This window comes from Mycolicibacterium komossense (assembly GCF_025822605.1).
Taxonomy (GTDB): domain Bacteria; phylum Actinomycetota; class Actinomycetes; order Mycobacteriales; family Mycobacteriaceae; genus Mycobacterium; species Mycobacterium komossense.
The window spans coordinates 1-22,993 of sequence record NZ_JACKTY010000007.1 but is presented as its reverse complement, the minus strand read 5'-3'; the positions used below and the strand labels follow the sequence as shown (position 1 = coordinate 22,993).

Below are 22,993 nucleotides of genomic sequence, written 5' to 3'. Positions count from 1 at the left end.
TCACAGGTTCAGGTCCCGGCGGGCAGCGATCTTCGACGACAGGCCGTGGACGTGCACGAAGCCTTTCGCCGACGACTGGTCGAACGTATCGCCCTCGTCGTAGGTGGCCAGGTTGAAGTCGTAGAGCGACGTCGGGCTGCGTCGGCCGTTGACCGCAATGTGTCCGCCGTGCAACACCATTCGAACCTCGCCGGTGACATGCTCCTGTGTGTTGGCGACGAACGACTCCAGCGCACGCTTGAGCGGCGAGTACCACAGACCGTCGTACACCAGCTCACCCCACTTCTGGTCCGTATTGCGCTTGAACCGCCCGAGTTCACGCTCCAACGTGACATGTTCGAGTTCGGTATGCGCGGTGATGAGGACCATCGCGCCTGGCGCCTCGTAGATCTCGCGGCTCTTGATACCGACGAGCCGGTCTTCCACCACATCGAGGCGGCCGACGCCCTGCGCGCCGGCACGGCGGTTCAGTTCGACGATGGCTTCCAAGACGGTTACCGCGCGCCCATCTATGGAGACCGGCACCCCCTTCTCGAATCCGACGATCACCTCGTCGGGGGTCTTCCAGTTGACCGTCGGGTCCTCGGTGTAGTCGTAGACATCCTTGGTCGGCGCGTTCCACAGGTGCTCGAGGAAGCCGGTCTCGACCGCGCGACCCCAGACGTTCTGGTCGATGGAGAACGGCGAGCGCTTGGTGACGTTGATCGGGATGGCGTTCTCCTCGGCGAACGCGATGGCCTTCTCCCGCGTCCACGCGTAGTCCCGCACCGGAGCCAGGACCTCCAGATCGGGTGCCAGCGAGGCGAATCCGACCTCGAACCGAACCTGGTCATTGCCCTTGCCGGTGCAGCCGTGCGCGACGACACGGCCGTCGAACTCCCGGGCCGCCTCGACCAGATGCTTCACGATCAGCGGCCGGCTGATCGCCGAGACCAGCGGATAGCGGTCCATGTAGAGGGCATTGGACTGGATGGTCGGCAGGCAGTACTCGTTCGCGAACTCGTCGCGGGCATCGACGACCTTGGCCTCGACGGCACCGCAGTCCAGCGCACGCTGGCGCACGACCTCCATGTCCTCACCACCCTGACCGAGGTCGATCGCCACGGCGACGACCTCGCGGCCGGTCTCCTTGCCGATCCAGCTGATCGCCACCGAGGTGTCTAGACCGCCGGAATACGCCAAGATGACGCGCTCGGACATGAACAAATCTCCTTCGTTTGGGAAAAGCTACTTCAGGTTTTCGAGGACAGGTTTTCGATGACGGTCGCCAGTTCGGCCCCGGTCATTGGTTCACGTGCGATCACCAGGATGGTGTCATCCCCGGCGATCGTTCCGACCACGAACGGTAGGGCCGCCCGGTCGATCGCGCTGGCCAGATAGTGCGCCGCCCCAGGCGGAGTGCGCAGGACAGCGAGGTTGCCGCTGGCATCGGTCGACACCAGCAGGTCCGCGAGCAGGCGCGAGACCCGTTCGGTACCGCCGGAGACACCACGGACGGGGCTGCCGTCCTCGGGCACCACGTAGGCTCCGACGCCGCCGTCGGCGCCGCGCAGTTTGACCGCGCCCAGCTCCTCCAGGTCGCGCGAGAGCGTGGCCTGCGTGGCCTCGATTCCCTCGGCGGCCAGCAGTCCCGCCAGTTCGGTCTGGCTGCGTACCGGCTGCGCCGACAGAATCGCGACGATGCGGGCCTGCCGGCCGGCGCGAGTCGCCGAGACTTCCGGGGCGGTCTTGGGGCTGCTGGTCATCGGGATCGTTCCAAGAGCCACACCAACAGCGCCTTCTGCGCGTGCAAGCGGTTCTCGGCCTCGTCCCAGACGGCACTCTGCGGCCCGTCGAGCACGTCGTCGGTGATCTCGTGGCCGCGGTGCGCGGGGAGGCAGTGCAGCACAACAGCTTCGGAATCAGCCAGACCGAGCAGGCCGGCGTTGACCTGAAACGGCCGGAAGGGCCGGACCCGGTCGAGGCCGTCGTTCTCCTGTCCCATCGACGTCCAGGTGTCGGTCACCAGGACGTCGGCGCCGTCGGCGGCCGCCTTCGCATCGTTGGTCACCGTCACTCGGGCACCGGTCTCGGCAGCCCGCTTCTCGGCGGCCGCGACGAACATCGGGTGGGGTTCGAAGCCGGCCGGGGCCGCGATGGTCACGTGCATGCCCGCGGTCACGCCGCCCAGCATCAGCGAGTGCGCCATATTGTTGGCGCCGTCGCCGAAATACGTCATCTTCAGCCCAGGAAGCGCGCCCTTGCGTTCGGCCAGGGTCTGCAGGTCGGCCAGCACCTGGCACGGGTGGAACTCGTCGGACAACGCGTTGATGATCGGCACGCTGGAACCCGACGCCATCGCCGTCAGCCGCTCCTGGGCAAAGGTGCGCCACACGATGGCATCGACATAGCGGGACAACACCTTCCCGGTGTCCTCGAGCGTTTCCTCGCGGCCCAGCTGGGTGCTGCGGCCGTCGACGACGACGGCGTGCCCGCCGAGTTGCGCAATGCCCATCTCGAAGGAGAACCGGGTTCGGGTGGAGTTCTTCTCGAAGATCACCGCCACTCCCCGCGGGCCTTCCAGCGGCCGACGGCTCATCGGCGCCTTCTTGACCTCGGCGGCCAGCGCGAGAACCTCGGCCTGCTCCTGGGGGGTCAGGTCGTCATCGCGCAGGAAATGCCGGATTGCAGTCATAATCGAGCCTCCTGGGCGGAATCGAGGATGGCGGGCAACGCGGTCAGGAGATCGTCGATCTGCGCGTCGGTGATGATCAGCGGCGGGGCCAGCCTGATCACGTCAGGGGCCGCCGCATTCACCAGGAAACCGGCCTCACGGGCCGCGAGTTCGACGGCTTTACCCTTGGGTGAAGTCAGCACCATACCCTGCAGCAGGCCCTTGCCCCGAACATGGTCCACCAGAGGATGACTCAGCTCATCGATACCAACGCTGAGCCTCTTGCCGAGTGCGCCGGCACTTTCGACGAGGTCCTCGGCGGCCAGGGTCTTCAGCACCGCCAGCGCGGCGGCCGCGCAGACCGGGTTACCACCGAACGTGCTGCCGTGCAGGCCAGGGGTCAGCAGGTCCGCGGTCGCGCCGATGGCCAGGCACGCACCGATCGGCAGACCGCCGCCGAGCCCCTTGGCCAGCGTGACGACATCGGGGGTGATGCCGTCGTGCTGGTGGGCGAAAAAGGCACCCGTACGCCCCACACCGGTCTGCACTTCGTCCAGCACCAGCAGCGCACCGTGTTTCGTCGTGATCTCACGGGCCGCGGCCAGATAGCCGGCCGGCGGGACGACGACGCCGCCCTCCCCCATGATCGGTTCCAGGAAGACCGCGGCAGTGTCGTCACCGACGGCGGCTTCCAGCGCCGCGCTGTCGCCGTACGGGACGAAGGTGACATCACCGGGCAGTGGTTCGAAGGGCGCCCGCTTGGCCGGCTGGCCGGTCAGCGCCAGTGAACCCATCGTGCGACCGTGAAAACCACCCTCGGCGGCAACGAGTTTCGTCCGCCCCGTCAAGCGGGTGATCTTCAAGGCGACCTCGTTGGCCTCGGTGCCGGAGTTGCAGAAGAACACCCTGGCGTCGGTGCCCAGATGCGCGACGAGCGCCTCGGCCAGCGCGATGCCAGGTTCGGTGGCATAGAAGTTCGACGTGTGCCCCAACGTGTTCAGCTGGTTTGTCACGGCTTCGATGACCGCCGGGTGCCGGTGCCCGAGAATGTTGACCGCAATGCCGGCCAGGAAGTCGATGTAGGTCTTGCCGTCCGGATCGGTGACGACAGCGCCGTCACCACTGGCCAGGGCCAGCGCCGGGGTGCCGTAGTTGTCCATCATCACGGTCGACCAACGCTGCTGCAGGGCTTCGGTATTCGTCATGTTCGTCATGCGGGTATCACCTTCGTCCCTGCGCCTTCATCGGTGAACAGTTCGACCAACACGCAGTGCTCCACTCGGCCGTCGATGACGTGTGCGCTGGGCACACCACCTCCGACCGCCCGCAGACACGCTTCGATCTTGGGCACCATGCCACTCTCCAGCCGCGGCAACAGTTGTGCCAGCGCGCCGGCGTCGATCTCACTGACGAGTGAGTCCCGATCGGGCCAGTCGGTGTACAGGCCTTCGACATCGGTGAGCATCAACAGCTTCTCGGCGCCCAACGCCTCGGCCAGTGCCGCGGCCGCGGTGTCGGCGTTGATGTTGTGCACGACACCCGCGGTATCGGGGGCGATCGTCGAGACCACCGGAATACGTCCTGCCGCAATGAGATCCAGGATCGAGACGGCATTGACCTGGTCGACGTCGCCGACCAGTCCGATATCGGTGGACACGCCGTCGACCAGCACACTGCGCCGCACGGCGGTGAACAGCTGGGCGTCTTCGCCGGTGACACCGACTGCGTAGGGCCCGTGCGCATTGATGAGGCCGACCAGTTCGCGGCCGACCTGACCGAACAGCACCATCCTGGCCACATCGAGGACCTCGGGGGTGGTGACCCGGAAGCCACCTTTGAAATCGCCTGCGATACCGAGGCGTTTGAGCATCGCGCTGATCTGCGGCCCGCCACCGTGGACGACGACAGGATGAATACCGCAGTTGCGCAGGAAGACCATATCGGCGGCGAACGCGGCTTTGAGGAGATCGTCGGTCATCGCGTTACCGCCGTACTTGACGACAACGATCTTGCCGTGCAGCTGTTTGAGCCAGGGCAAGGCTTCGGCGAGCACCTGCGCCTTGGTGTGGGTCTCCGTTGGCACGGTCATGAACTGTATGCCGAGTTCTCTTCGACATAGCCATGGGACAGGTCAGTGGTCCTGACGGTGGCCTGTGCATCACCGGCGCCGAGGTCGACCGTGACGGTGATGACGTCGCCGGACAGATCGACGTCACGCGCGCCGGGTGCGCCGGCACCGTCGATGCAGACCGGGAAACCGTTGAAGGACACCGAGATCCGGTTGGGATCGAGCCGCACCGGCGCCATCCCGACCGCGGCCAGCACCCGGCCCCAGTTCGGGTCGGAGCCGAACAGCGCGGTCTTGACCAGGCTGTCGCGGGCGATTACGCGGGCGGCGGCCACGGCGTCATCCTCGGTGGCGGCGCCGACGACGGAGATGGCGACCCGCTTAGTCACCCCTTCGGCGTCGGATTGCAGCTGCGCGCACAGGTCGTCGCACACCCGCAGCACCGCGTCGTCGAGCTCGTCTTGGCTGGGCGTGATCTCGCTGGCGCCCGATGCGAGCAGCAGCACGGTGTCGTTGGTGGAGCAGCTGCCGTCGACGTCGAGGCGGTCGAAGGTACGCGCCGCGGCCTTGCGCAACGCCTGGTCCAGCGCTGCAGAGTCGGCAACAGCATCGGTGGTGATGACACACAGCATGGTGGCCAGCGAAGGTGCCAACATCCCGGCGCCCTTGGCCATCCCGCCGACGGTCCAGTTGTCCTGGTGATGCAGCGCAACCTGTTTCGGCACGGTGTCAGTGGTCATGATGGCCCGCGCGGCTTCGTCGCCGCCGGTCAGGCCACCGGCCATTTCGTGCACGATATCGGTGACGCCGGCCAGCACCTTGGCAAGAGGCAACCGGTCGCCGATCAACCCGGTCGAGCAGACCGCCACCTCGATGGCCCCGGTTTCGGTGCCCCATTGTGAGAGCGCGGCGGCCACCGCCTCAGCGGTCGCGTGGGTGTCCTGGAACCCGCCGGGGCCGGTGCAGGCATTGGCACCGCCGGAATTCAGGATCACCGCGCGCAACTGACCCGTGGTGAGCACCTGCTGGCTCCACAACACGGGGGCGGCCTTGACCTGATTGCGGGTGAACACCGCGGCGGCGCCATGATCGGGACCCTCGTTGAACACCAAGGCCAGGTCCAGTTTTCCGGACGCCTTGATACCGGCCGAGATTCCCGTGGCGCGGAAACCAGCCGGCGCGGTGACGCCCTGGGTTCGGACGAGCCGCGCGGTAGTGGGATTGTTGACGATTTCGGTCATGGTGCCACTCCTACGGTCGACAGCCCTTCGATTTCCGGCCAATCAAGTGCGAGGTTCATCGACTGGACGGCGGCACCGCCGGTGCCCTTGACAAGATTGTCGATGGCGCAGACCGCGACAAAGACACCGGCGTCCTGATCGACGGCGACCTGAAGCTGCGCGGCGTTGCTGCCGATCACCGAGCCGGTGCGGGGCAGTTGTCCCTCCGGCAGCAAGTGGATGAACGGTTCAGCTTCGTAAGCCTTTTCGTAGGCGGCCCGGAGCTGCGAAACCGGAGCGGTGGTGCGTGCGGTGCAGGTGGCCAGGATGCCGCGCGAAGTGGGGATGAGCACCGGGGTGAACGAGACGGTGACGTCTTTGGCGGTGACGGCGCGCAGACCCTGCGCGATCTCCGGAGTGTGCCGGTGGGCACCGGCGATGTTGTACGCCCGGGCCGAGCCGATCACCTCCGACGCCAGCAGGTCGACCTTGGCGGCGCGGCCCGCACCGGAGGTACCGCTGACGGCGACGACAGTGACCGCGGGTTCGACGAGATCCTCGGCGACGGCCGGGAGCAGGGCCAGCAGCGCCGCCGTCGGATAACAGCCGGGCACGGCGACCCGCCGGGTGCCGCGCAGCGCGTCCCGGCCACCGGGCAGTTCGGGCAGTCCGTAGGGCCAACTGCCGGCGTGCGGCGAACCGTAGAACCGCTCCCAGGCGCCGGCGTCGGTGAGCCGGAAGTCGGCACCGCAGTCGATCACCAGGGTGTCGGGTCCGAGCTGCTCGGCCAGTGCCGCGGAGTGGCCGTGCGGCAACGCCAGGAAGACGACGTCGTGCCCCTTGAGCACGTCGAGATCGGTGGGTTCCAGAACACGCTGGGCCAGCGGCAGCAGATGCGGATGGTGCTCGCCGAGTGCGGTGCCTGCGCTGGCCGCCGCGGTGAGTGCGCCGATGCTCAGCCGACCGTCCGTATATGCGGGGTGCCCGAGGAGAAGCCGCAGAATCTCGCCGCCTGCGTAACCGCTCGCTCCTGCCAGTGCCACCGAAACCATGCGGGAAATTTTGCATGGTTATGCGTTCAGATGCAAATTCATTCTTCGGCGACCAGACGCAAACATCCCGCAATTGGTCGACGATCAGGGACGTTTACGTCTGCTCGCCCGGAAAAGCGCGGAAAAGCTAGGCCCTCTGCACCGCGCCGACGGCCTCGGCCGCGGCGGCCACGGCCGCGTCGCGGGCCGCGCTAGCCTCGTCCTCGGTCAGGGTCCGGTCCGCGGCGCGGAACCGCAGTGCCAGGGTCAGCGATTTGCGCTGTTCGCCGATCTGCGGGCCGGTGTAGACATCGAACAGCTGGACGGCTTCCAGCAGTTCGCCTGCGCCCGCGCGGACGGCCTCAACAACGGCTTGGGCGGACACGGCCTCGTCGACGACGAGGCTGACGTCCTGGAACACCGCGGGGAACGGAGACACCTTCGGTGCGGGCAGCGACTCGGTGACCGGGATCGCCGCCAAGTTGAGCTCGGCGGCGCAGGTGCCCTTGGGCAGGCCCGTCCGTTCGATCACGGCCGGATGCAATTGGCCGGCGTAGCCAACGCTGGTCTCGGTACCCCCCGAGATGACGAAGACTTCCGCGCAGCGGCCGGGGTGCCACGGCAACCGCTGGGCCGTCCGCAACGTGACGTCGACTCCGCTGGCCGCGGCGATCACTCGGACCGCTTCGAAAGCATCGGCCGCCTCGACGGGCCGACCCGGTCCCCATGGTCCGCGCGGTTCGCGCAACCCGGTCAGCACGACACCGACATGTTGCGGCTGTTCCGGCAGCGACGCGTCGAGCATCGCGATCTCGTCATCGGTCGGCCTGCGGTCGGTCGGGATCAGGTCGACCGCTCTGGTCTCGGTCGTCGGCTGCACCACCTGAGCGATGGCGAACAGCGCCGTGTCGACCGCACCACGGGACACGTTGCGTGCCAACGCTTCCAACAGCCCGGGAAGCAGCGTGGTGGCCAGCTGCGGCCGGTCGGCCTCCAGCGGGTTGAGCACGGTCGTGGTGGCGCGCAGGACGTCGTCGTCGGGCAGACCCCACTGGTCGAACACCCCGGCGGGCAAGAACGGCGTCGGCAAAATCTCGACATATCCGGACAGCGCCAGCGATTTGCCGATCGCCCGGCGGCGTTTCTGCAGAGCAGTCAGGCCTCTACCGGCGGGTGCCTGCGGCAACACCGACGGGATCTTGTCGAGCCCCTCCAGTCGCAGCACCTCTTCGACGAGGTCCGCAGGCTGCACCAGGTCCGGGCGCCAACTCGGCGGGGTCACGACCAGCACGCCGTCAGCCTCGGCAACCACCTCGGCGCCTACCTGGGCGAGCCGGGCGGCGGTGACGCCGTCGCCGTATTCGACGCCAGCAGTGCGATCCGGCAGATCCGCAGGGATGCGGACCGGCGGGTGCGACCAGTCTTCGCGTGGCGGGTCGCCGCGCCAGTCGGTCAGCGCGGGTTCGATGGTGCCGCCGGCGATCTCGGCGAGCAGCGCGGCGCACCGGTTGATGGCGGCCACCGAGATGGCCGGGTCCACGGAGCGCTCGTAGCGGCGACCGGCCTCGCTGACCAGATGCAGGCGCCGCTGGGTGCGCGACGTCGTCGCCGGATCCCAGACCGCCGCTTCGAGCAGGACATCAGTGGTGCTCGAGCGGACCTCGGTGGTGCCCGCGCCCATCACGCCGCCGATGGCCGCGACGGCGACATCGTCAGCGATCAGCACGTCGCCTGGATCAAGCGTGCGCTCAACGTCGTCCAATGTGACGACGGTTTCACCGGGCCGGGCGAACCTCACGTCGAAGCCGCCGGTGATCAGGCTGCGATCGTGCGCATGCATCGGATGGCCGAGTTCGATCATCACGTAGTTGGTGACGTCCACGGCCGGAGAGATCGGCCGGATGCCGGACAATATGAGCCGACGCCGAAGCCACCACGGCGACACCGCGGCCGGATCGATTCCGGTGACCGGGCGCAGACCGAACCGCTGCACACCGGTGCCCGGTTGGATGGTCAGCGGCCAGGCTTCGCGCTCGGCCGGCAGAGGTGCGATATCGGCGGGGTCGACGAAGTCGAGGTCGAAAGCGCACGCGATCTCGCGGGCCAGCCCTCGCACCGACAGGCAGTAACCGCGGTCCGGGGTGATCGCCACGTCGAACACGATGTCGTCGAGCCCGAGCACCTCGATCCCGTCGGCGCCCGGCTCCGCGGTTCCTGGAGGGAACACCATGATTCCGGAATGCTCAGATGATCCCAAACCCAGTGCCGGGCTTATTTCCGATGCCGAGCAGATCATCCCGTCGGAGATGTGCCCGTAGGTCTTGCGGGTGGCGATGTGAAAATCACCTGGCAATGTGGTGCCGGGCAGTGCCACCACAACCAAATCGCCGACCTCGAAATTGGTTGCGCCGCAGACGATATCGCGCGGATCGGGTTCACCGACATCGACCTTGCAGGCGCGGATCGGCTTCTTGAACTCAGTGAGCTCCTCGATGGCGGTGACCCGGCCCATCGTCAGCGGACCGGTGACGGGGCCGAGCGTGATCACCTCTTCGACCTCGTGGCCGACGCGGATCAACGCGCGCTCGAGATCCTCTGGGGAGACATCCCACCCGGGTGCACCAGCAGCGACAACGTCCCGCAACCAGCTGTACGGAATGCGCATCAGGCACCCACCCCGAACGGCAGCGAGAACCGGACATCGCCCTCGACCATGTCGCGCATATCGGGAATCCCGTTGCGGAACTGCAGGGTTCGCTCCAGGCCCATACCGAAAGCGAAGCCCGAATACTCCAGCGGGTCAATCCCGGCGGCGCGCAACACGTTCGGGTTGACCATGCCGCAGCCACCCCATTCGACCCAGCCCGCGCCACCCTTCTTGTTCGCGAACCAGATGTCCACCTCGGCCGACGGCTCGGTGAACGGGAAGAAGTGCGGACGCATCCTGGTCCTGGCCTCGGGCCCGAACTCGGAGCGCGCGAACGCATCCAGCGTGCCCTTGAGGTGCGCCATCGTCAGACCGCGATCCACGGCCAGACCCTCGACCTGATGGAAGACCGGGGTGTGCGTGGAGTCGAGCTCGTCGGTGCGGAAGGTGCGGCCGATCGAAATGATGTAGACCGGCAGCTCACGCTCCAGCAGCGCACGCACCTGCACCGGGGACGTATGGGTGCGCAGCAGCTGCCGCGACCCTTCCGGCGCGATGTGGAAGGTGTCCTGCTCACTACGGGCCGGGTGATCAGGCGCGAAGTTCAGCGCGTCGAAGTTGAACTGTTCGGTCTCCACCTCGGGCCCTTCGGCCAGTTCCCAGCCCATCGCGACGAACGTGTCGGCGACGTGTTCGGCCAGGATCGTGATCGGGTGCCGGGCACCGACGGGCTGACGAGTCGACGGCAACGTCACATCGATCCGTTCCGCCACCAGCACCGCGGCATCGCGCTCCGCCCGCAGCGCCACCAGACGCTCGTCATAGAGCCGCTGGGCCGCACCGCGGGCGACGTTGACGCGTTTGCCTGCGTCGGCGCGGTCCTCCTTGGGCAAGCTGGCCAGCGCTTGACGGGCCAGCGCCAAGGGCGCCCGGTCGCCGAGCTGCTCGGTCTTGGCACGCGCCAGTGCATCCAGATCGCCGGCGGCTGCGAAGGCACTCTTAGCCGCGTCGACCGCCGCCGTCAGCGACTCATCGGACAGGTTCACGTCTCCCACGCGGCGAGAATCTCCTCACAGATTGGTGCGTCCTACCGAGACGCAAGTGCCGATCATAGGTGATCGCGATACGGCTCCTCGTGCGCCGCGATACCCTCGCGCCGTGCTCAGGCCTGCCATCATTGCCGCGCTGTGGCTCGCCGCAGTCGTCTCGGCGCTGCTGGCCTCGATCGCCGGAGACGGATGGTGGCCGCCCGCGGCGCTGTTCGGTGTGCTGGCCGCGCTCGGCACCTGGGACCTGACCCAGACCAGACACTCCATCCTGCGGACCTATCCGATTCTTGGGCACGCCCGGTTCCTGCTGGAGAAGATCCGGCCCGAGATCCGGCAGTACTTTGTCGAATCCCCCACCGAGGCGACGCCGTTCGACCGTGAGACCCGCGACATGGTCTACGAGCGGGCCAAGGGCACCAAGGGTGACGAGCCGTTCGGAACCGAACGCGATGTCTACGCCCTCGGCTACGAATTCCTGCGCCACTCGCTGCGGGCGAAGCTCGCGACCGAGCTGGCCCCGCGGGTGCGGGTCGGCGGTCCGGATTGCACGCAGCCATATGACATTGCGCTGCTGAATGTTTCTGCGATGAGTTTCGGCGCACTCTCGGGTAACGCCATCGAAGCACTCAACGGTGGTGCGGCCCGCGGCGGGTTCGCCCACGACACCGGCGAGGGCGGGATCAGTCCCTACCACCTGAAACCGGGCGGCGACCTGATCTGGGAGCTCGGTTCGGGGTATTTCGGCTGCCGCGACGCCGACGGCAACTTCGACCCCGCCCTGTTCACCCAGAAGGCCACGCTGCCCGCGGTCAAAGCCGTCTCGATCAAGTTGTCCCAGGGCGCCAAACCAGGTCTCGGTGGAGTACTGCCAGGGCCGAAGGTGAGCGCCGAGATCGCCGCCACCCGCGGTGTCCCCGAAGGCAAGACCGTGGTGTCGCCGCCGGCACACACCGCGTTCCGCACGCCGGTGGAAATGATGGCGTTCATCACGACGCTGCGGCGACTGTCCGGCGGCAAGCCGGTCGGGTTCAAGCTGTGCATCGGCGCCAGGAGCGAGTTCCTGTCCATCTGCAAGGCCATGCTGGCGACCGGCGTCACCCCCGACTTCGTCATCGTCGACGGCTCCGAAGGTGGCACCGGCGCGGCACCGCAGGAATTCGAGGACCACGTCGGTATGCCGCTCACCGAGGCGCTGATGCTGGTGCACAACAGCCTGGTCGGGGTCGGGCTGCGCGACCGGATCCGGATCGGCGCCTCGGGCAAGGTGGCCAGCGGGGTCGACATCGTCACCCGCATCATCCAGGGCGCTGACTTCACCATGTCGGCCCGGGCGATGATGTTTGCCGTCGGCTGCATCCAGGCACTGACCTGCAACACCAACCACTGTCCCACCGGGGTCGCCACCCAGGACCCGGCCCGGGCCAGGGCCCTGTCCGTGCCCGACAAGACCGACCGGGTGTTCCACTTCCAGCAGGCCACCGTTGCCAGCGCGGCGCAGATCGTGGCATCGATGGGACTCGATGGGTTCGGTGAGTTGTCGCCGGCGATGCTCAACCGCCGGATTGAGGGGCAGCGCACCCGCACGTATGCGGAAATCTACGACTGGCTGATGCCGGGCGAACTACTCGACGAGCCGCCCGCCGAGTGGCTGTCGGATTGGATCGAGGCCAGCGCCGACGAGTTCCGCTAGTCGTCGACTTCGTCGTCTCCCGGCAGCTCCCGCCGGGTCTTGACTCGGTACATCACCATGTCGGCGGGCACACCGCTCTGTCGTGGCGCGAAGACCTGTTTGCGCACCTTCTTGACGGTGACGCCCAGTTCCTCGAGATCGGTCTGCGCGATGAGGTCCAGCGTCGGTCCAGAGACGATAACCCCGCCGCGGGTGGCGCGTTCCATCACCCTGGCCGCGATGTTGACGTCGACACCGAGCCAGTCGGCGCCGATGCGCTGCGGCCGGCCGGTGTGCAGGCCGAATCGCATCCGCGGTGTGTAGCCGTCCACGTCAAGCGATTTCACAGCGTCCCGCGCTATCAGCACAGCAGCGAGGGCAACCGTCGGGCTCCGGAATGTCGCCATGATCCCGTCGCCCATCCGCTTGACGATATGACCGCCGCGGCCAAGCAGCGGCGGTTCGATGGCCGCCGAGACCCGGCGCAGCAGCGTCAGGGTGGCGTCATCGCCCGCGGCCAGCGACCAGTCGGAGAAACCGACCAGGTCGGTGAAGACGATGGTGACCTCGGAGTCCGACGGTTTGCGGGATAGCCGCTCGGTGAGTGCCTGCCAGACCTGCAGTCCGGCGAGGCTGACTTCGCGGGTCGCGGCCTCGTGGTGAGGCAGGAGCCGGTCGGCGGCTCGCGCGGCGGCCCGGGGTCCGCCATCGCCTGCCATCGACAGCGGATCGCCGAACTCGGGGTCACCGGGCAGTATCCGGCGTGCGCGTCTGATCAACGAGATGACGCCGGGGCTGCGGTTGGTCTCGGAAATCCAGCCGGTGACACCGCGTGACTGCTGCTGAGCAGGGGCTTTTGTGACCGCATCGGCGAGCTGCTCAAGTCCGGCGGACACCTGCTCCGGCGTCTCAGGTCTCTCGGGCTCCACCGGCGCCAGCGTAGGTGGTGGCGCTGGGCGCGGGCAATGAGTCGAGCCGTGTCGCTCCGGTCACACGCCGAGTACCTCTGCGGCCGAAAGCCGGCGGCGTAACGTCGTGAGCTCACCACCCAGAGATCCAGCCCTGGTCTGACAATCCGAATCGAGAATCCATGATCGAGTGGTCCGACATCGACCTTGCGGTGCGCGACGCCGTTCGACAGTTCCTGGACAAAGAGGTCCGACCCCATGTCGATGCGCTGGAGAGCGGCGAGATGGAGCCGTATCCGGTCATCCGAAAGTTGTTCGCCACGTTCGGAATCGACGCGATGGCCAAGGAGTCGCTGGACAAGCGATTGGCCCGGATGCGCGACGGCGGCGAGTCGACGTCGAAGTCCGGTGGCGGCGGCATGTTCGGCGCGGGCGGATCGCCGGGTATGGGCTTTGTCGTGGTCTCCGAGCTGTGCCGGGTGTGCATGGGCGTGGTCACCGGAATGGGCGTCAGCCTCGGACTGACCGTGCCGACGATCATGGGCCGCGGCACGCTCGCTCAGCAGGAGCGCTGGCTGCCCGGATTGGTCACCTATGAGAAGGTCGGCGCGTGGGCCATCACCGAGCCCGATTCGGGCTCGGATGCGTTCGGCGGCATGAAATCCTATGTGGTGCGCGATGGTGACGATTACCTCCTCAACGGTCAGAAGACCTTCATCACCAACGGGCCGGATGCCGACGTGGTGGTTGTCTACGCAAAGCTGGACGAGGGTGACCCTGCGGCGGACAAGCGGGACCGCAAAGTCCTGACCTTCGTGCTCGACCGCGGCATGGAGGGATTCGTTCAATCGAAACCGTTCCGCAAGATGGGTATTCATTCCTCGCGCACCGGTGAGCTGTTCTTCAACAATGTGCGGCTGAGCCGCGACCATCTGCTGGGCGAGACCGAGGACAGCGGTGCCGGCGACGGCCGCGACAGCGCCCGATCGAATTTCTCCGCCGAACGGATCGGCGTGGCCGCCATGGCACTGGGCGTGATCGAGGAATGTCTGCGGCTGTGCGTCGACTACGCCAAGACCCGTGTCCTGTGGGGCAAGGAGATCGGCCAGTTCCAGCTGATCCAGCTCAAGCTGGCCAATATGGAAGTGGCCCGAATGAATGTGCGCAACATGCTGTTCCGGGTGATCGAGGCCGCCGATACGGGCGCGACCATTTCACTGGCCGAGGCGTCGGCGATCAAGTACTACTGCTCGCAGGCAGCCACCGATGTGGCCATGGAAGCGGTGCAGCTGTTCGGCGGCAACGGCTACATGACCGAGTACCGGGTGGAGCAGCTGGCCCGCGACGCAAAGTCTCTGATGATCTACGCGGGCAGCAATGAAGTGCAGATCACCCACGTGGCCCGGGGACTGCTCAGCTAGGCCATCGGTTGCCGAGCGCGGGAGGCACTGGAGTTGTCCGTCTACCGCGCCGCCCGCGGCCTACTGCTCCCCCAGGCCCATCAGCTCGGTGACGTTGTGGTCGCGGCCCGCGAGGTAGCCGCCGTCCACAGCAAGTGCCTGTCCACTGACGAAACTGGCATCGGACGACAGCAGAAAGGCTGCCACCGAGGCGATCTCGTCGGGCCTGCCGAATCGCCGCAGCTTGTGCTCGTGGCGCAGCCCGGCGCGCGGACCTTCGAAACCCGGCATACCCATCACCGAATCGAACATCGGCGTCTCGACGAAGCCCGGGCAGATCACGTTGACGCGGATCCCGCTCGGCCCGTAATCGATGGCGGTGTTCTTGGTCAACAGCACCACCCCGCCCTTGGACGCGTTGTAGGAGCTACCGCCGGCAGTGCCCTCGATACCTTCGATACTCGCCAGATTCACGATGACGCCGCGCTCACCATCGACCCGGTCCTGCGCCACCATCTGGCCCAGCGCAGCACGGGACACCACGAAGGTGCCCTTGAGGTTGACGCCCACCACGCGGTCCCACTCCGCGTCGGGCAGCAGGTGCACCGGGCCGCCGCCGGCGACACCGGCCGCGTGCACCACCCCGTCGAGGCGACCAACTCCCGCCACCACGGCGGCAACGGCGCCCCCCACCGCCTCGGCATCCAAGACGTCAGCGGGAAGATACGTGAAGCGTTCGCCGGCAAGGGTTTCGGGTGGATCCGGGCTCAGGTCGATGCCGACCACCGTCGCACCTTCTGCCAGTAACCGCGCGACCGTCGCCTTGCCGATACCGGATGCCGCACCGGTCACCAGCACGCCCTTGCCTTCGAACCGCTTCATCACGTACGCCATCGGTGCAGGATTACACGGCGGACCGGTATCGGCCGGAAAAGCGATGATTTGCTCAAGTCCGCGCCGGGCAATCTCACGGAGTAGAGTCCGTCCCCGGGAGAGATGCATGGTTCAGTGGATTGACCGATGGCGGCAACAGTCCGACCAGTTCGACTGGTTCAGTGCTTATCTCAAGGATCGTGGCCTCGAAACACAGTGGCGCATTGCCACATTCGCCTTCACTGTCCTACTCGCCGCACTTCCGGTGGTGATGTTGTGGAGCCCCTACGGACCTGACCGCCCGGCGACCGTCGCGCTGTCCGTCGCTGCCGCCGGAGCCGGCGCGGTCTCGGCGGGCGTCTGGCTGATCCGTTGGCCGAGCCGCAGGCAGTCGGTGCTGCTCAGTGTCATGGCGACGGGGTCGATCGCCGTGATTTGCCTGGCCCAGTCCAACGCCTACGCCGGGTTGGAAGGCTGTCACATCTTCGCCATCATCGGCGGCTTCATCGCGTACTTCCACACCGTCGAACACCTGATCGCCAACCTTGCCGTCGCACTCACCTGCACGGCAGTGCTGGCCCATCAACTCGCCGTCACGACCGGCGACATCGCCTTGGTGGTGGCCTCGCTGATCACCATCACCGCGGTCAATGTCGGAGTTCCGTTCGGCATCTACTCCCTGGTACACACCCTGCGGTCGGACCTGCGCAGCTCGGACCGCGATTCGCTGACCGAACTGCTGAATCGACGGTCCTTCTACCATTCTGTCCACGAACTGCTGAACCGCCGTCACACTGCTGCCGACAGGTACCTGGTCGTGATCGCGATCGACCTTGACCACTTCAAACAGCTCAACGACACCCGGGGTCATGCCATCGGCGATCAGGCGTTGGTGGGCGTGGGCGCGGCTCTGCGGCAGAACTGCCGCGCCACGTCGGTGATCGCCCGCATCGGCGGCGAGGAATTCGTGATCGCAGATGTCGACAGCACGCCCGAGGCGTCCGCCTTGGCCGAGCGTCTACGCCACGCGATCGCCGCACTCCCGATGAACATCACGGCCAGCATCGGAACCGCGAGTGCGCCGCTGAAGACGATCGACGCCCGCGCTGATCGGCAACTGGTCGACGCCCTCATGAACGCGGCAGACGGCGCCATGTACGACGCCAAACGTGCAGGCGGAAATCAGATCTGCCACCACCCCGAGGCGTCCCCCATCGATTCGGCATAGACGTCTGGGTGCTAGGGTCGTCTACCCATTCACGCACCCAGAAACCTGTGCATCCGTTCGACAGAAGGCCGGCCAGTTTGTCGCCAACGACTTCATGCGGCGAAGCGCGTCGCCCATGATCATCGATAACCGGCGCCTCCACCAATCAGACCACTATTACTGGCTGACCGCTCTGATCGCCGCTCGCGGGGGGCAGACTTACACGTGTCGCGTCATCGCGGCGTTGATATTCGGCATCGGAGTCATCCCATCGGCCGTGGTGGGTACCTACTCCGGACCACACGCCGTTCGCGATCGGATTCTCGCCATCGCCATCACCGTGTGCTGTGCGGCGATGGCATCGTTGTGGCTGCGCGCACGGTGGCCATCCCGGGGACAGTCCCAGCTGTGCGTGGTGGTGGGGACGTTATGTGTCGCGGTGGCCTGTCTGATCGTCGCCGACCCGGCGTTCGGGTTGCTCGGGGCCACCTCGTTCGGCGCCCTGGGCGCGTTCATCGCCTTCTTCCACACCGGCAAGCTGTTGGCCTTCACGTGGACGGTCGGCGCCTGCGTTCTGATCACTCTGGCCGTACGGTTGGCCCCGATCAGCACCCCGCTCGCCATCGCCAGCGTGGTCCTGGTGGCGCTCGTGAGCGTCTTCGCCGCGTTCGCCTGCCGAATGGTGATCCGACTGCTGGACACCGAAACGGTGTACGGCGAGATCGAGCCGCTGACCGGCCTGCTCAACAAGGACGCCTTCTATGACAAGGTCGCGACGCTGATCGGTGCGCGCAGCCGCGACGACGACCAGTACCTCGTCGTGGCCGTACTGAACCTGGACAGTTACTCGCTTCTGGTCGACATGGCCGGCGGGGCCAACGGTGACCGGGCCCGGGTGGAGGTCGGCCAGCGACTGCGAGAGACGGTGCGCCGCGGGGCGCTCGTCGCCCACGTCGGCGACACCGATTTCATGATCGCCGAACTTTTCACCACGCCGGACCCGTCGGCGCTCATCGACCGGGCCCTCAGCGCGATCAGCACCACGCCCTTGCGGATGACGGCCAGCATCGGCGTGGTCACCACTCCCCTGCGGCCCTTGGTGTCCTACCCGCCGCACGAAGTCCTCGACGAGGTGCTCGGCATCGCCACCACCGCCATGCACGATGCCCGCAAAGAGGGCGGCAATCGGGCGAAGTATGTGCTCCGCCCGGACCTCCGGATCTTCGACGAGACCGACGACTTCGACGACGGTTTCGGCGAGGCGGGCAACAGCGGGTGGCCCACCAACGACTGACCTGTCTGATCTCTTCCCGAGGACGGAGGCCTCGTGGGTGACATGCCTGTTCGCACAGCCGACATGAGCCGGTCCAAGTGGCTATGCTGGCCCATTCCGGGTTCAGGGAGGCGAGCGACCATGTCCGCTGATGCAGGTTCCGTCGCACCACCACCTGCCACTGCCAAACCCGCTGCCGGCCATATCAGGCTCACGTCCCACAGCGGTGGCATCGGCGCGCTGGCCATCCACTGGGCCGCCCCGACCGCCGCCGAGCGCGGCCCGGTGATCGGCACCACCACCAAGCGGGCCCACCGCAATGTGATCGGCACCCACAGCGGCTCGTACAGCGTCTACCGCGCTTTGGCGGTCGCCGCGGGCGCACTCTCGCGCGACCACAAAGCCGACCTGACGAATACCGCGCCGACCGACGCCATCGGCCCCTATCCGCAGTGGAGCGACCCGGACAAGATCGTCAGCCTCGACCCGTGGGGCGCGGTGGTGGCAGACGTCTTCGCCGACGAACTGGCTGCAGGCCACGATATGCGCCCGACGATCGCGGTGACCAAGGCAGACGTGATCCTCCCGGAGGTCATGGAAGCCGTGCAGAAGGGCCGGCTCCGCCCGGACGGCCGGTTCCTGCTCCCCAGCGGCGCAGCGCTGGTCACCAAAGCTGCAGTGGAGCCCGTCTGGTACCTGCCCGGAGTGGCCAAGCGATTCCATTGCAGCGAGACCGACCTGCGCCGGGTGCTGTTCGAGGAGACCGGCGGCATGTATCCGGAGCTCGTGACCCGACCCGACCTGGAGGTCTTCCTGCCGCCGATCGGTGGCCAGACCGTCTACATCTTCGGCGATGCCCGCGACCTGGCCGATCCGTCGGTCGAGCTGACCGCCCGCGTACACGACGAGTGCAACGGTTCGGACGTGTTCGGCTCCGATATCTGTACCTGCCGGCCCTATTTGACCCATGCGATCGAGGAGTGCATCCACGGTGCGCAACGCGGCGGGGTCGGCCTGGTCTCCTACTCCCGCAAGGAAGGTCGCGCGTTGGGCGAGGTCACCAAATTCCTCGTCTACAACGCCCGCAAGCGCCAGGTCGGCGGCGATACCGCCGACCAATACTTCGCCCGCACCGAATGTGTTGCCGGCGTGCAGGATATGCGGTTCCAGGAACTGATGCCCGACGTCCTGCACTGGCTCGGCATCCAGAAAATCCATCGTCTGGTGTCGATGAGCAATATGAAATACGACGCCATCACCGGCTCCGGAATCGAGGTCGGGGAACGGGTCAACATCCCGGACGAGCTGATCCCGGATGACGCACGGGTGGAGATCGACGCCAAGACGGCCGCCGGATACTTCACGCCAGGACCGATCCCGGATGCCGACGAACTGCGCATGGCCAAAGGCCGGGGACTGGACGGATGACGGCGGGTACCACCGCAGTGCGTGCCGACGAACAACCCGATACCGCCCGACCCGAGGGCGCCGCCGAGGCGTTACGCAGTGCCGCCGCGGTTCGCGAACGTGCCCATCAGCTGTTGCGGCGCGCCCGCGGCGGCGACTCCCGCTGGTTCACCGTGCACGACGACGAGCTACCCATGGCTGCAAAGGAAGTCGCCGACGTCACGCGCACGCACTATCCCGATCTGCGCATCCCGTACCACAGCCGCTGGCGGCATTTCGAGGCCGGCGGTGTGGACCGCAAGGCGCAGCTGGATTCCGAGTTGGCGGGCGCCGATGCCGCGGACCGGGCCCGCGCCATGATCGATCTGACCGTCGTCAGCGTCCTACTCGATGCCGGCGCCGGCCCGGAATGGCGTTACGACGAGGCCGACAGCGGACAGCGGTTCGCCCGGTCCGAAGGATTGGGCGTGGCGAGCTGGCACGGCTTCACCCGCGGGTTGTTCTCCAGCGACGCCGACCGCCCGCTACAGGTCGACGCCGCCGGACTGCGTGATCTTGATCCCGACCGTCTCGCCGAGATGTTCCAGGTCGGCCCGGCCAATCCGCTGGTCGGCCTCGACGGCCGGGTCCGGTTGCTGCATCGCCTGGGTGCCGTCCTCGCCGCACAGCCGGAGTTCTTCGGCCGTCAGGGGCGCCCCGGTGGCATATTCGACCTTCTCGGCCGCGGCCGCCGCGCCGTGTCAGCGGCCGATATCCTCTCGACCGTACTGCGGTCATTGTCCGGAATTTGGCTGGCCGACAACATGATCGGCGCTGAATCACTCGGCGACTGCTGGCGGCACGACGCCGTGTCCGGTCCCGGTCTCACCCAGGGCTGGATACCGTTCCACAAACTGTCGCAGTGGTTGACGTACTCGTTGCTGGAGCCTTTCGAATGGGCCGGAGTGCCGGTGGTCGGGCTCGAGGCTCTGACCGGCCTGCCGGAGTACCGCAACGGTGGACTGCTGCTGGATACCGGGGTCCTGCGACTACGGAAGCCCGAGGTGGCCAGCCACAGTTGGACGGTCGGCGAAGAACTGGTCGTCGAGTGGCGCGCACTGACCGTCGGTCTGCTCGATGATCTGGCGCCCCTGGTACGCAATCACCTGGGCCTGCACGAATCCCGGATGCCGTTGGCCTGCGTGCTGGAAGGCGGAACCTGGGCGACGGGGCGGGTGCTGGCGCAGCGGTTACGCGGCGGGGAGCCACCACTGATCATCATCAGCGACGGCACGGTGTTCTGACGTGGGCACGGTTCATCACATCGATCACCCTCTGGTGCAACACAAGATATCGTTGCTACGCCGAAAGGACTTGTCCACCAGCAGCTTCCGTCGACTTGTCGACGAGATATCGACGCTGATGGCCTATGAGGTGCTGCGCGATATGCCGCTGCACGAAATCGACATCGAGACACCACTGGAACACACCACCGGCTGGGTCATCGATGGCAAAAAGCTGGTATTCGTCGCGATCCTGCGCGCCGGTACCGGCATCCTGGACGGCATGCTCACAGTGGTTCCGGGCGCCAGGGTTGGGCATATCGGCCTGTACCGCGATCCCAAAACCCATGTGGCCGTGGAGTACTACTTCAAATTGCCGGCCGACCTACGTGAGCGCGATGTCGTGGTGCTCGACCCGCTGTTGGCCACAGGCAACTCCGCGGTCGCCGCCGTGGAGCGCCTCAAAGAGAGCGGGCCGAAATCGATCAAATTCGTCTGCCTGCTGACCTGCCCGGAAGGGCTGGCCGCGATGGACGCGGCACATCCCGATGTGCCGATCTACACCGCAGCCATCGACCGCGAACTCGACGAAGACGGCTATATCCGGCCCGGCCTCGGCGATGCCGGTGACCGCTTCTTCGGCACCAAATAGCCGGTTATCCGGTGCGTCGCGAATAGCTGTTCAGCAGCTCGTCCTGCAATACCGCTGCATCGACGTTCCTGGTGTCCACATCGAGCGCCGAGGACAGTGAAGTCACCAGGTAGTGCCAGCCCGGCGGGGGCCGTAACCGGGTACCGAGGCCGGCCAGGTCCGTCTCGACAAGCGTCAGGTCCACCTGCTGACTCCAGCTCTGCATGACCCAGTGGGTACCGTCGGGGTCCACCAGTTCGTAGACCTCGCTGCCGGCGTCGAAGGTGAAGACAGTCCGGCGGTTGACGGCGTGTGGTGCGTATCCGCCGAGTTGGGGTTGCGGATCCGCGATCTCGACGGTGGCCGCCTTGAACATCGCGATACCTCCGAAAGTCCTTATCTCCCTGGGTACGTCGCCAGCGTTCTGCTGGGCGATGCTGTCCATCAGCCAATACCGCGGCCCGTTGAGCACCGCGATGAGCGCCTGGTTCTCGGCGGCGATCCGGGTTGCGTCGAGCGCGGACCACTGCGCCTGCGGGCAGTCGTTCAGGCCGTAGGAGTTGTAGACGTCGGCGATGAAAGCGTCGGCATGCTGCCGCAGCAGTAGCACTTCGCCGTATCGACCTGCACGCAAACCGGTGGCCGGGGCAACTGACATAGCGAAAGCGTGCCAGATGGAGTCCCCTCGCAGCGCAGGTTCGTCAACTTCACCAGTTCCCGCGTCGCGGCTCCTGCCCAACCGGGAGGATCAGCTGGTCGACCGGGTTCGAGCCCTGGCCTTCCACCGGCAGTGACCATCCCGTACCGGAGCACAGGAAGTCGGTCGGCATTCCGACATGCCCGGGGAGCGGGATCGAAAGACCCGGTACCGCAGGCAAATCCCAGCCCGGCGTAGGCAGGAACGTCGACGACACGGTCCCCAGCGAGGGCAGAAGTACCCCAGCCGGCGTCGACAGCGAGTCGAATGCCTGGGTGCCGCCCGGGATCTCCGGAATCAGACCCGGGTTGGACGTGTTGACCGTCGTCGACCCGCCGGGAATCGGCGCGCCCGGAGCCGGTGGCGTCTGCACATTGGCCGGTCCACGCCCCGGGGGCAGCAGCTGCGGGGGCCGCGGCGGCGCCGGGTTCGAGGCGTGTGACAGGTTCGGCGGCAGCGGCTGAGCCGGCAGCGGCGGCGTGTTCACCGACACGTTCGTCTGGGCCGGCGGCGCAATCACCGGCGGCTGCGGCGGGGTGTGCAGCGCCGTCTCGGTCGAGGTACCGGGCACAGGAGCGCCCGGCCCCGGCGGCGTGACCACCGGAACACCACCCGGCGCACCAGGAATCGGCGCACCCGGGCCCGGCGGCGTCACCACCGGAACACCACCCGGCGCACCAGGAATCGGCGCACCCGGGCCCGGCGGCGTCACCACCGGAACACCACCCGGCGCACCAGGAACCGGCGCACCCGGGCCCGGCGGCGTCACCACCGGAACACCACCCGGCGCACCCGGAACCGGCGCACCCGGGCCCGGCGGCGTCACCACCGGAATGCCCGTGGGTGCTCCCGGCAGCGGAGCGCCAGGCAGCGGAGGCGTGTTCAGCGCGGCCGGCACACCCGCACTGGGCAGCGGGGCGGCAGGCAGCGGAGCACCCAGCGGGGCCGCGTCCGCGACCGGCACGGCCGGCGGCGGTCCGGCGGGACCGACCGGACCC

General features: G+C 67.1%; 19 protein-coding genes and 1 pseudogene. 7 read left to right on the top strand and 13 right to left on the bottom strand.

Translation table 11 applies throughout. From position 1 onward, the window contains the following. The 9 genes from H7J73_RS01105 to pheS form a co-directional block, all read right to left on the bottom strand. Entirely contained in the window at window positions 1–1,200 is a 1,200-nt protein-coding gene (locus H7J73_RS01105) for an argininosuccinate synthase (RefSeq protein WP_264065378.1), read from the bottom strand. Window positions 1,201–1,232: 32 nt separating this feature from the next. Further along, complete coding sequence (locus H7J73_RS01100; protein WP_264065377.1) at window positions 1,233–1,745, bottom strand: arginine repressor; 513 nt, start codon at window positions 1,743–1,745, stop codon at window positions 1,233–1,235. Continuing rightward, a complete protein-coding gene (gene argF / locus H7J73_RS01095; RefSeq protein WP_264065376.1) occupies window positions 1,742–2,674 on the bottom strand; it encodes an ornithine carbamoyltransferase in 933 nt (310 codons plus the stop codon). Before argF ends, H7J73_RS01100 begins: the two co-directional genes overlap by 4 nt. After that, window positions 2,671–3,858 (bottom strand): acetylornithine transaminase, encoded by a 1,188-nt coding sequence (locus tag H7J73_RS01090; RefSeq protein ID WP_264065388.1) that lies wholly within the window; start codon window positions 3,856–3,858, stop codon window positions 2,671–2,673. Before H7J73_RS01090 ends, argF begins: the two co-directional genes overlap by 4 nt. Window positions 3,859–3,863: 5 nt before the next feature. Further along, a complete protein-coding gene (gene argB / locus H7J73_RS01085; protein ID WP_264065375.1) occupies window positions 3,864–4,742 on the bottom strand; it encodes an acetylglutamate kinase in 879 nt (292 codons plus the stop codon). Further along, window positions 4,739–5,962, bottom strand: coding sequence for a bifunctional glutamate N-acetyltransferase/amino-acid acetyltransferase ArgJ (gene argJ, locus H7J73_RS01080; RefSeq protein ID WP_264065374.1), 1,224 nt, complete (start codon window positions 5,960–5,962; stop codon window positions 4,739–4,741). The genes argB and argJ overlap by 4 nt, the downstream gene beginning before the upstream one ends. Further along, window positions 5,959–6,993: an N-acetyl-gamma-glutamyl-phosphate reductase gene (gene argC / locus H7J73_RS01075; RefSeq protein ID WP_264065373.1), complete on the bottom strand. Its 1,035-nt coding sequence runs from the start codon at window positions 6,991–6,993 to the stop codon at window positions 5,959–5,961. Before argC ends, argJ begins: the two co-directional genes overlap by 4 nt. A 127-nt stretch (window positions 6,994–7,120) precedes the next feature. Next, window positions 7,121–9,637: a phenylalanine--tRNA ligase subunit beta gene (gene pheT / locus H7J73_RS01070; protein WP_264065372.1), complete on the bottom strand. Its 2,517-nt coding sequence runs from the start codon at window positions 9,635–9,637 to the stop codon at window positions 7,121–7,123. Then, the gene (gene pheS, locus H7J73_RS01065; protein WP_264065371.1) at window positions 9,637–10,674 is read right to left on the bottom strand and encodes a phenylalanine--tRNA ligase subunit alpha; all 1,038 of its coding nucleotides are present in this window, start codon (window positions 10,672–10,674) and stop codon (window positions 9,637–9,639) included. Before pheS ends, pheT begins: the two co-directional genes overlap by 1 nt. A 157-nt stretch (window positions 10,675–10,831) precedes the next feature. Here pheS and H7J73_RS01060 point away from each other — a divergent pair, with 157 nt between their 5' ends. Continuing rightward, window positions 10,832–12,358, top strand: a complete 1,527-nt coding sequence (locus tag H7J73_RS01060; RefSeq protein WP_276030794.1) for an FMN-binding glutamate synthase family protein — start codon at window positions 10,832–10,834, stop codon at window positions 12,356–12,358. On the opposite strand, the gene H7J73_RS01055 is transcribed toward H7J73_RS01060, so the two are convergent. Further along, window positions 12,355–13,152, bottom strand: coding sequence for an adenylate/guanylate cyclase domain-containing protein (locus tag H7J73_RS01055; protein WP_264065386.1), 798 nt, complete (start codon window positions 13,150–13,152; stop codon window positions 12,355–12,357). The genes H7J73_RS01060 and H7J73_RS01055 overlap by 4 nt on opposite strands. Window positions 13,153–13,427: 275 nt before the next feature. Here H7J73_RS01055 and H7J73_RS01050 point away from each other — a divergent pair, with 275 nt between their 5' ends. Then, complete coding sequence (locus H7J73_RS01050; protein ID WP_264065370.1) at window positions 13,428–14,666, top strand: acyl-CoA dehydrogenase family protein; 1,239 nt, start codon at window positions 13,428–13,430, stop codon at window positions 14,664–14,666. Window positions 14,667–14,726: 60 nt separating this feature from the next. On the opposite strand, the gene H7J73_RS01045 is transcribed toward H7J73_RS01050, so the two are convergent. After that, window positions 14,727–15,527 carry an SDR family NAD(P)-dependent oxidoreductase gene (locus H7J73_RS01045; protein WP_264065385.1) on the bottom strand — a complete coding sequence of 267 codons (801 nt, stop codon included), beginning with the start codon at window positions 15,525–15,527 and terminating at the stop codon, window positions 14,727–14,729. 118 nt (window positions 15,528–15,645) lie between these two features. On the opposite strand from H7J73_RS01045, the gene H7J73_RS01040 reads away from it, so the two are divergent. The 5 genes from H7J73_RS01040 to upp all read left to right on the top strand — a co-directional run bounded on the left by H7J73_RS01040 (window position 15,646) and on the right by upp (window position 21,319). Continuing rightward, the gene (locus tag H7J73_RS01040) at window positions 15,646–16,746 is read left to right on the top strand and encodes a GGDEF domain-containing protein (protein ID WP_264065369.1); all 1,101 of its coding nucleotides are present in this window, start codon (window positions 15,646–15,648) and stop codon (window positions 16,744–16,746) included. A gap of 115 nt (window positions 16,747–16,861) precedes the next feature. After that, the gene (locus H7J73_RS01035; protein ID WP_264065368.1) at window positions 16,862–18,019 is read left to right on the top strand and encodes a GGDEF domain-containing protein; all 1,158 of its coding nucleotides are present in this window, start codon (window positions 16,862–16,864) and stop codon (window positions 18,017–18,019) included. 120 nt (window positions 18,020–18,139) lie between these two features. Then, on the top strand, window positions 18,140–19,426 hold the full coding sequence (locus H7J73_RS01030; protein WP_264065367.1) for a GTP cyclohydrolase II: 1,287 nt from the start codon (window positions 18,140–18,142) through the stop codon (window positions 19,424–19,426). After that, the gene (locus tag H7J73_RS01025) at window positions 19,423–20,688 is read left to right on the top strand and encodes a URC4/urg3 family protein (RefSeq protein WP_264065366.1); all 1,266 of its coding nucleotides are present in this window, start codon (window positions 19,423–19,425) and stop codon (window positions 20,686–20,688) included. The genes H7J73_RS01030 and H7J73_RS01025 overlap by 4 nt, the downstream gene beginning before the upstream one ends. A gap of 1 nt (window position 20,689) precedes the next feature. Then, complete coding sequence (upp, locus tag H7J73_RS01020) at window positions 20,690–21,319, top strand: uracil phosphoribosyltransferase (RefSeq protein WP_264065365.1); 630 nt, start codon at window positions 20,690–20,692, stop codon at window positions 21,317–21,319. 4 nt (window positions 21,320–21,323) lie between these two features. Here the strand turns inward: upp and H7J73_RS01015 are convergent, their stop codons facing one another. After that, on the bottom strand, window positions 21,324–21,956 hold the full coding sequence (locus H7J73_RS01015; RefSeq protein ID WP_264065364.1) for a hypothetical protein: 633 nt from the start codon (window positions 21,954–21,956) through the stop codon (window positions 21,324–21,326). 49 nt (window positions 21,957–22,005) lie between these two features. Beyond that, window positions 22,006–22,993 (bottom strand): annotated as a pseudogene (locus H7J73_RS01010) (hypothetical protein); the annotation flags it as partial.

What these genes read in the sequence shown, in the direction of transcription:
- H7J73_RS01105 (WP_264065378.1), bottom strand. Translation starts at nt 1,200, where the DNA reads ATGTCCGAGCGCGTCATCTTGGCGTATTCCGGCGGTCTAGACACCTCG.
- H7J73_RS01100 (WP_264065377.1), bottom strand. Translation starts at nt 1,745, where the DNA reads ATGACCAGCAGCCCCAAGACCGCCCCGGAAGTCTCGGCGACTCGCGCC.
- argF (WP_264065376.1), bottom strand. Translation starts at nt 2,674, where the DNA reads ATGACTGCAATCCGGCATTTCCTGCGCGATGACGACCTGACCCCCCAG.
- H7J73_RS01090 (WP_264065388.1), bottom strand. Translation starts at nt 3,858, where the DNA reads ATGACGAATACCGAAGCCCTGCAGCAGCGTTGGTCGACCGTGATGATG.
- argB (WP_264065375.1), bottom strand. Translation starts at nt 4,742, where the DNA reads ATGACCGTGCCAACGGAGACCCACACCAAGGCGCAGGTGCTCGCCGAA.
- argJ (WP_264065374.1), bottom strand. Translation starts at nt 5,962, where the DNA reads ATGACCGAAATCGTCAACAATCCCACTACCGCGCGGCTCGTCCGAACC.
- argC (WP_264065373.1), bottom strand. Translation starts at nt 6,993, where the DNA reads ATGGTTTCGGTGGCACTGGCAGGAGCGAGCGGTTACGCAGGCGGCGAG.
- pheT (WP_264065372.1), bottom strand. Translation starts at nt 9,637, where the DNA reads ATGCGCATTCCGTACAGCTGGTTGCGGGACGTTGTCGCTGCTGGTGCA.
- H7J73_RS01050 (WP_264065370.1), top strand. Translation starts at nt 13,428, where the DNA reads ATGATCGAGTGGTCCGACATCGACCTTGCGGTGCGCGACGCCGTTCGA.
- H7J73_RS01045 (WP_264065385.1), bottom strand. Translation starts at nt 15,527, where the DNA reads ATGAAGCGGTTCGAAGGCAAGGGCGTGCTGGTGACCGGTGCGGCATCC.
- H7J73_RS01040 (WP_264065369.1), top strand. Translation starts at nt 15,646, where the DNA reads ATGGTTCAGTGGATTGACCGATGGCGGCAACAGTCCGACCAGTTCGAC.
- H7J73_RS01035 (WP_264065368.1), top strand. Translation starts at nt 16,862, where the DNA reads ATGATCATCGATAACCGGCGCCTCCACCAATCAGACCACTATTACTGG.
- H7J73_RS01030 (WP_264065367.1), top strand. Translation starts at nt 18,140, where the DNA reads ATGTCCGCTGATGCAGGTTCCGTCGCACCACCACCTGCCACTGCCAAA.
- H7J73_RS01025 (WP_264065366.1), top strand. Translation starts at nt 19,423, where the DNA reads ATGACGGCGGGTACCACCGCAGTGCGTGCCGACGAACAACCCGATACC.
- H7J73_RS01015 (WP_264065364.1), bottom strand. Translation starts at nt 21,956, where the DNA reads ATGTCAGTTGCCCCGGCCACCGGTTTGCGTGCAGGTCGATACGGCGAA.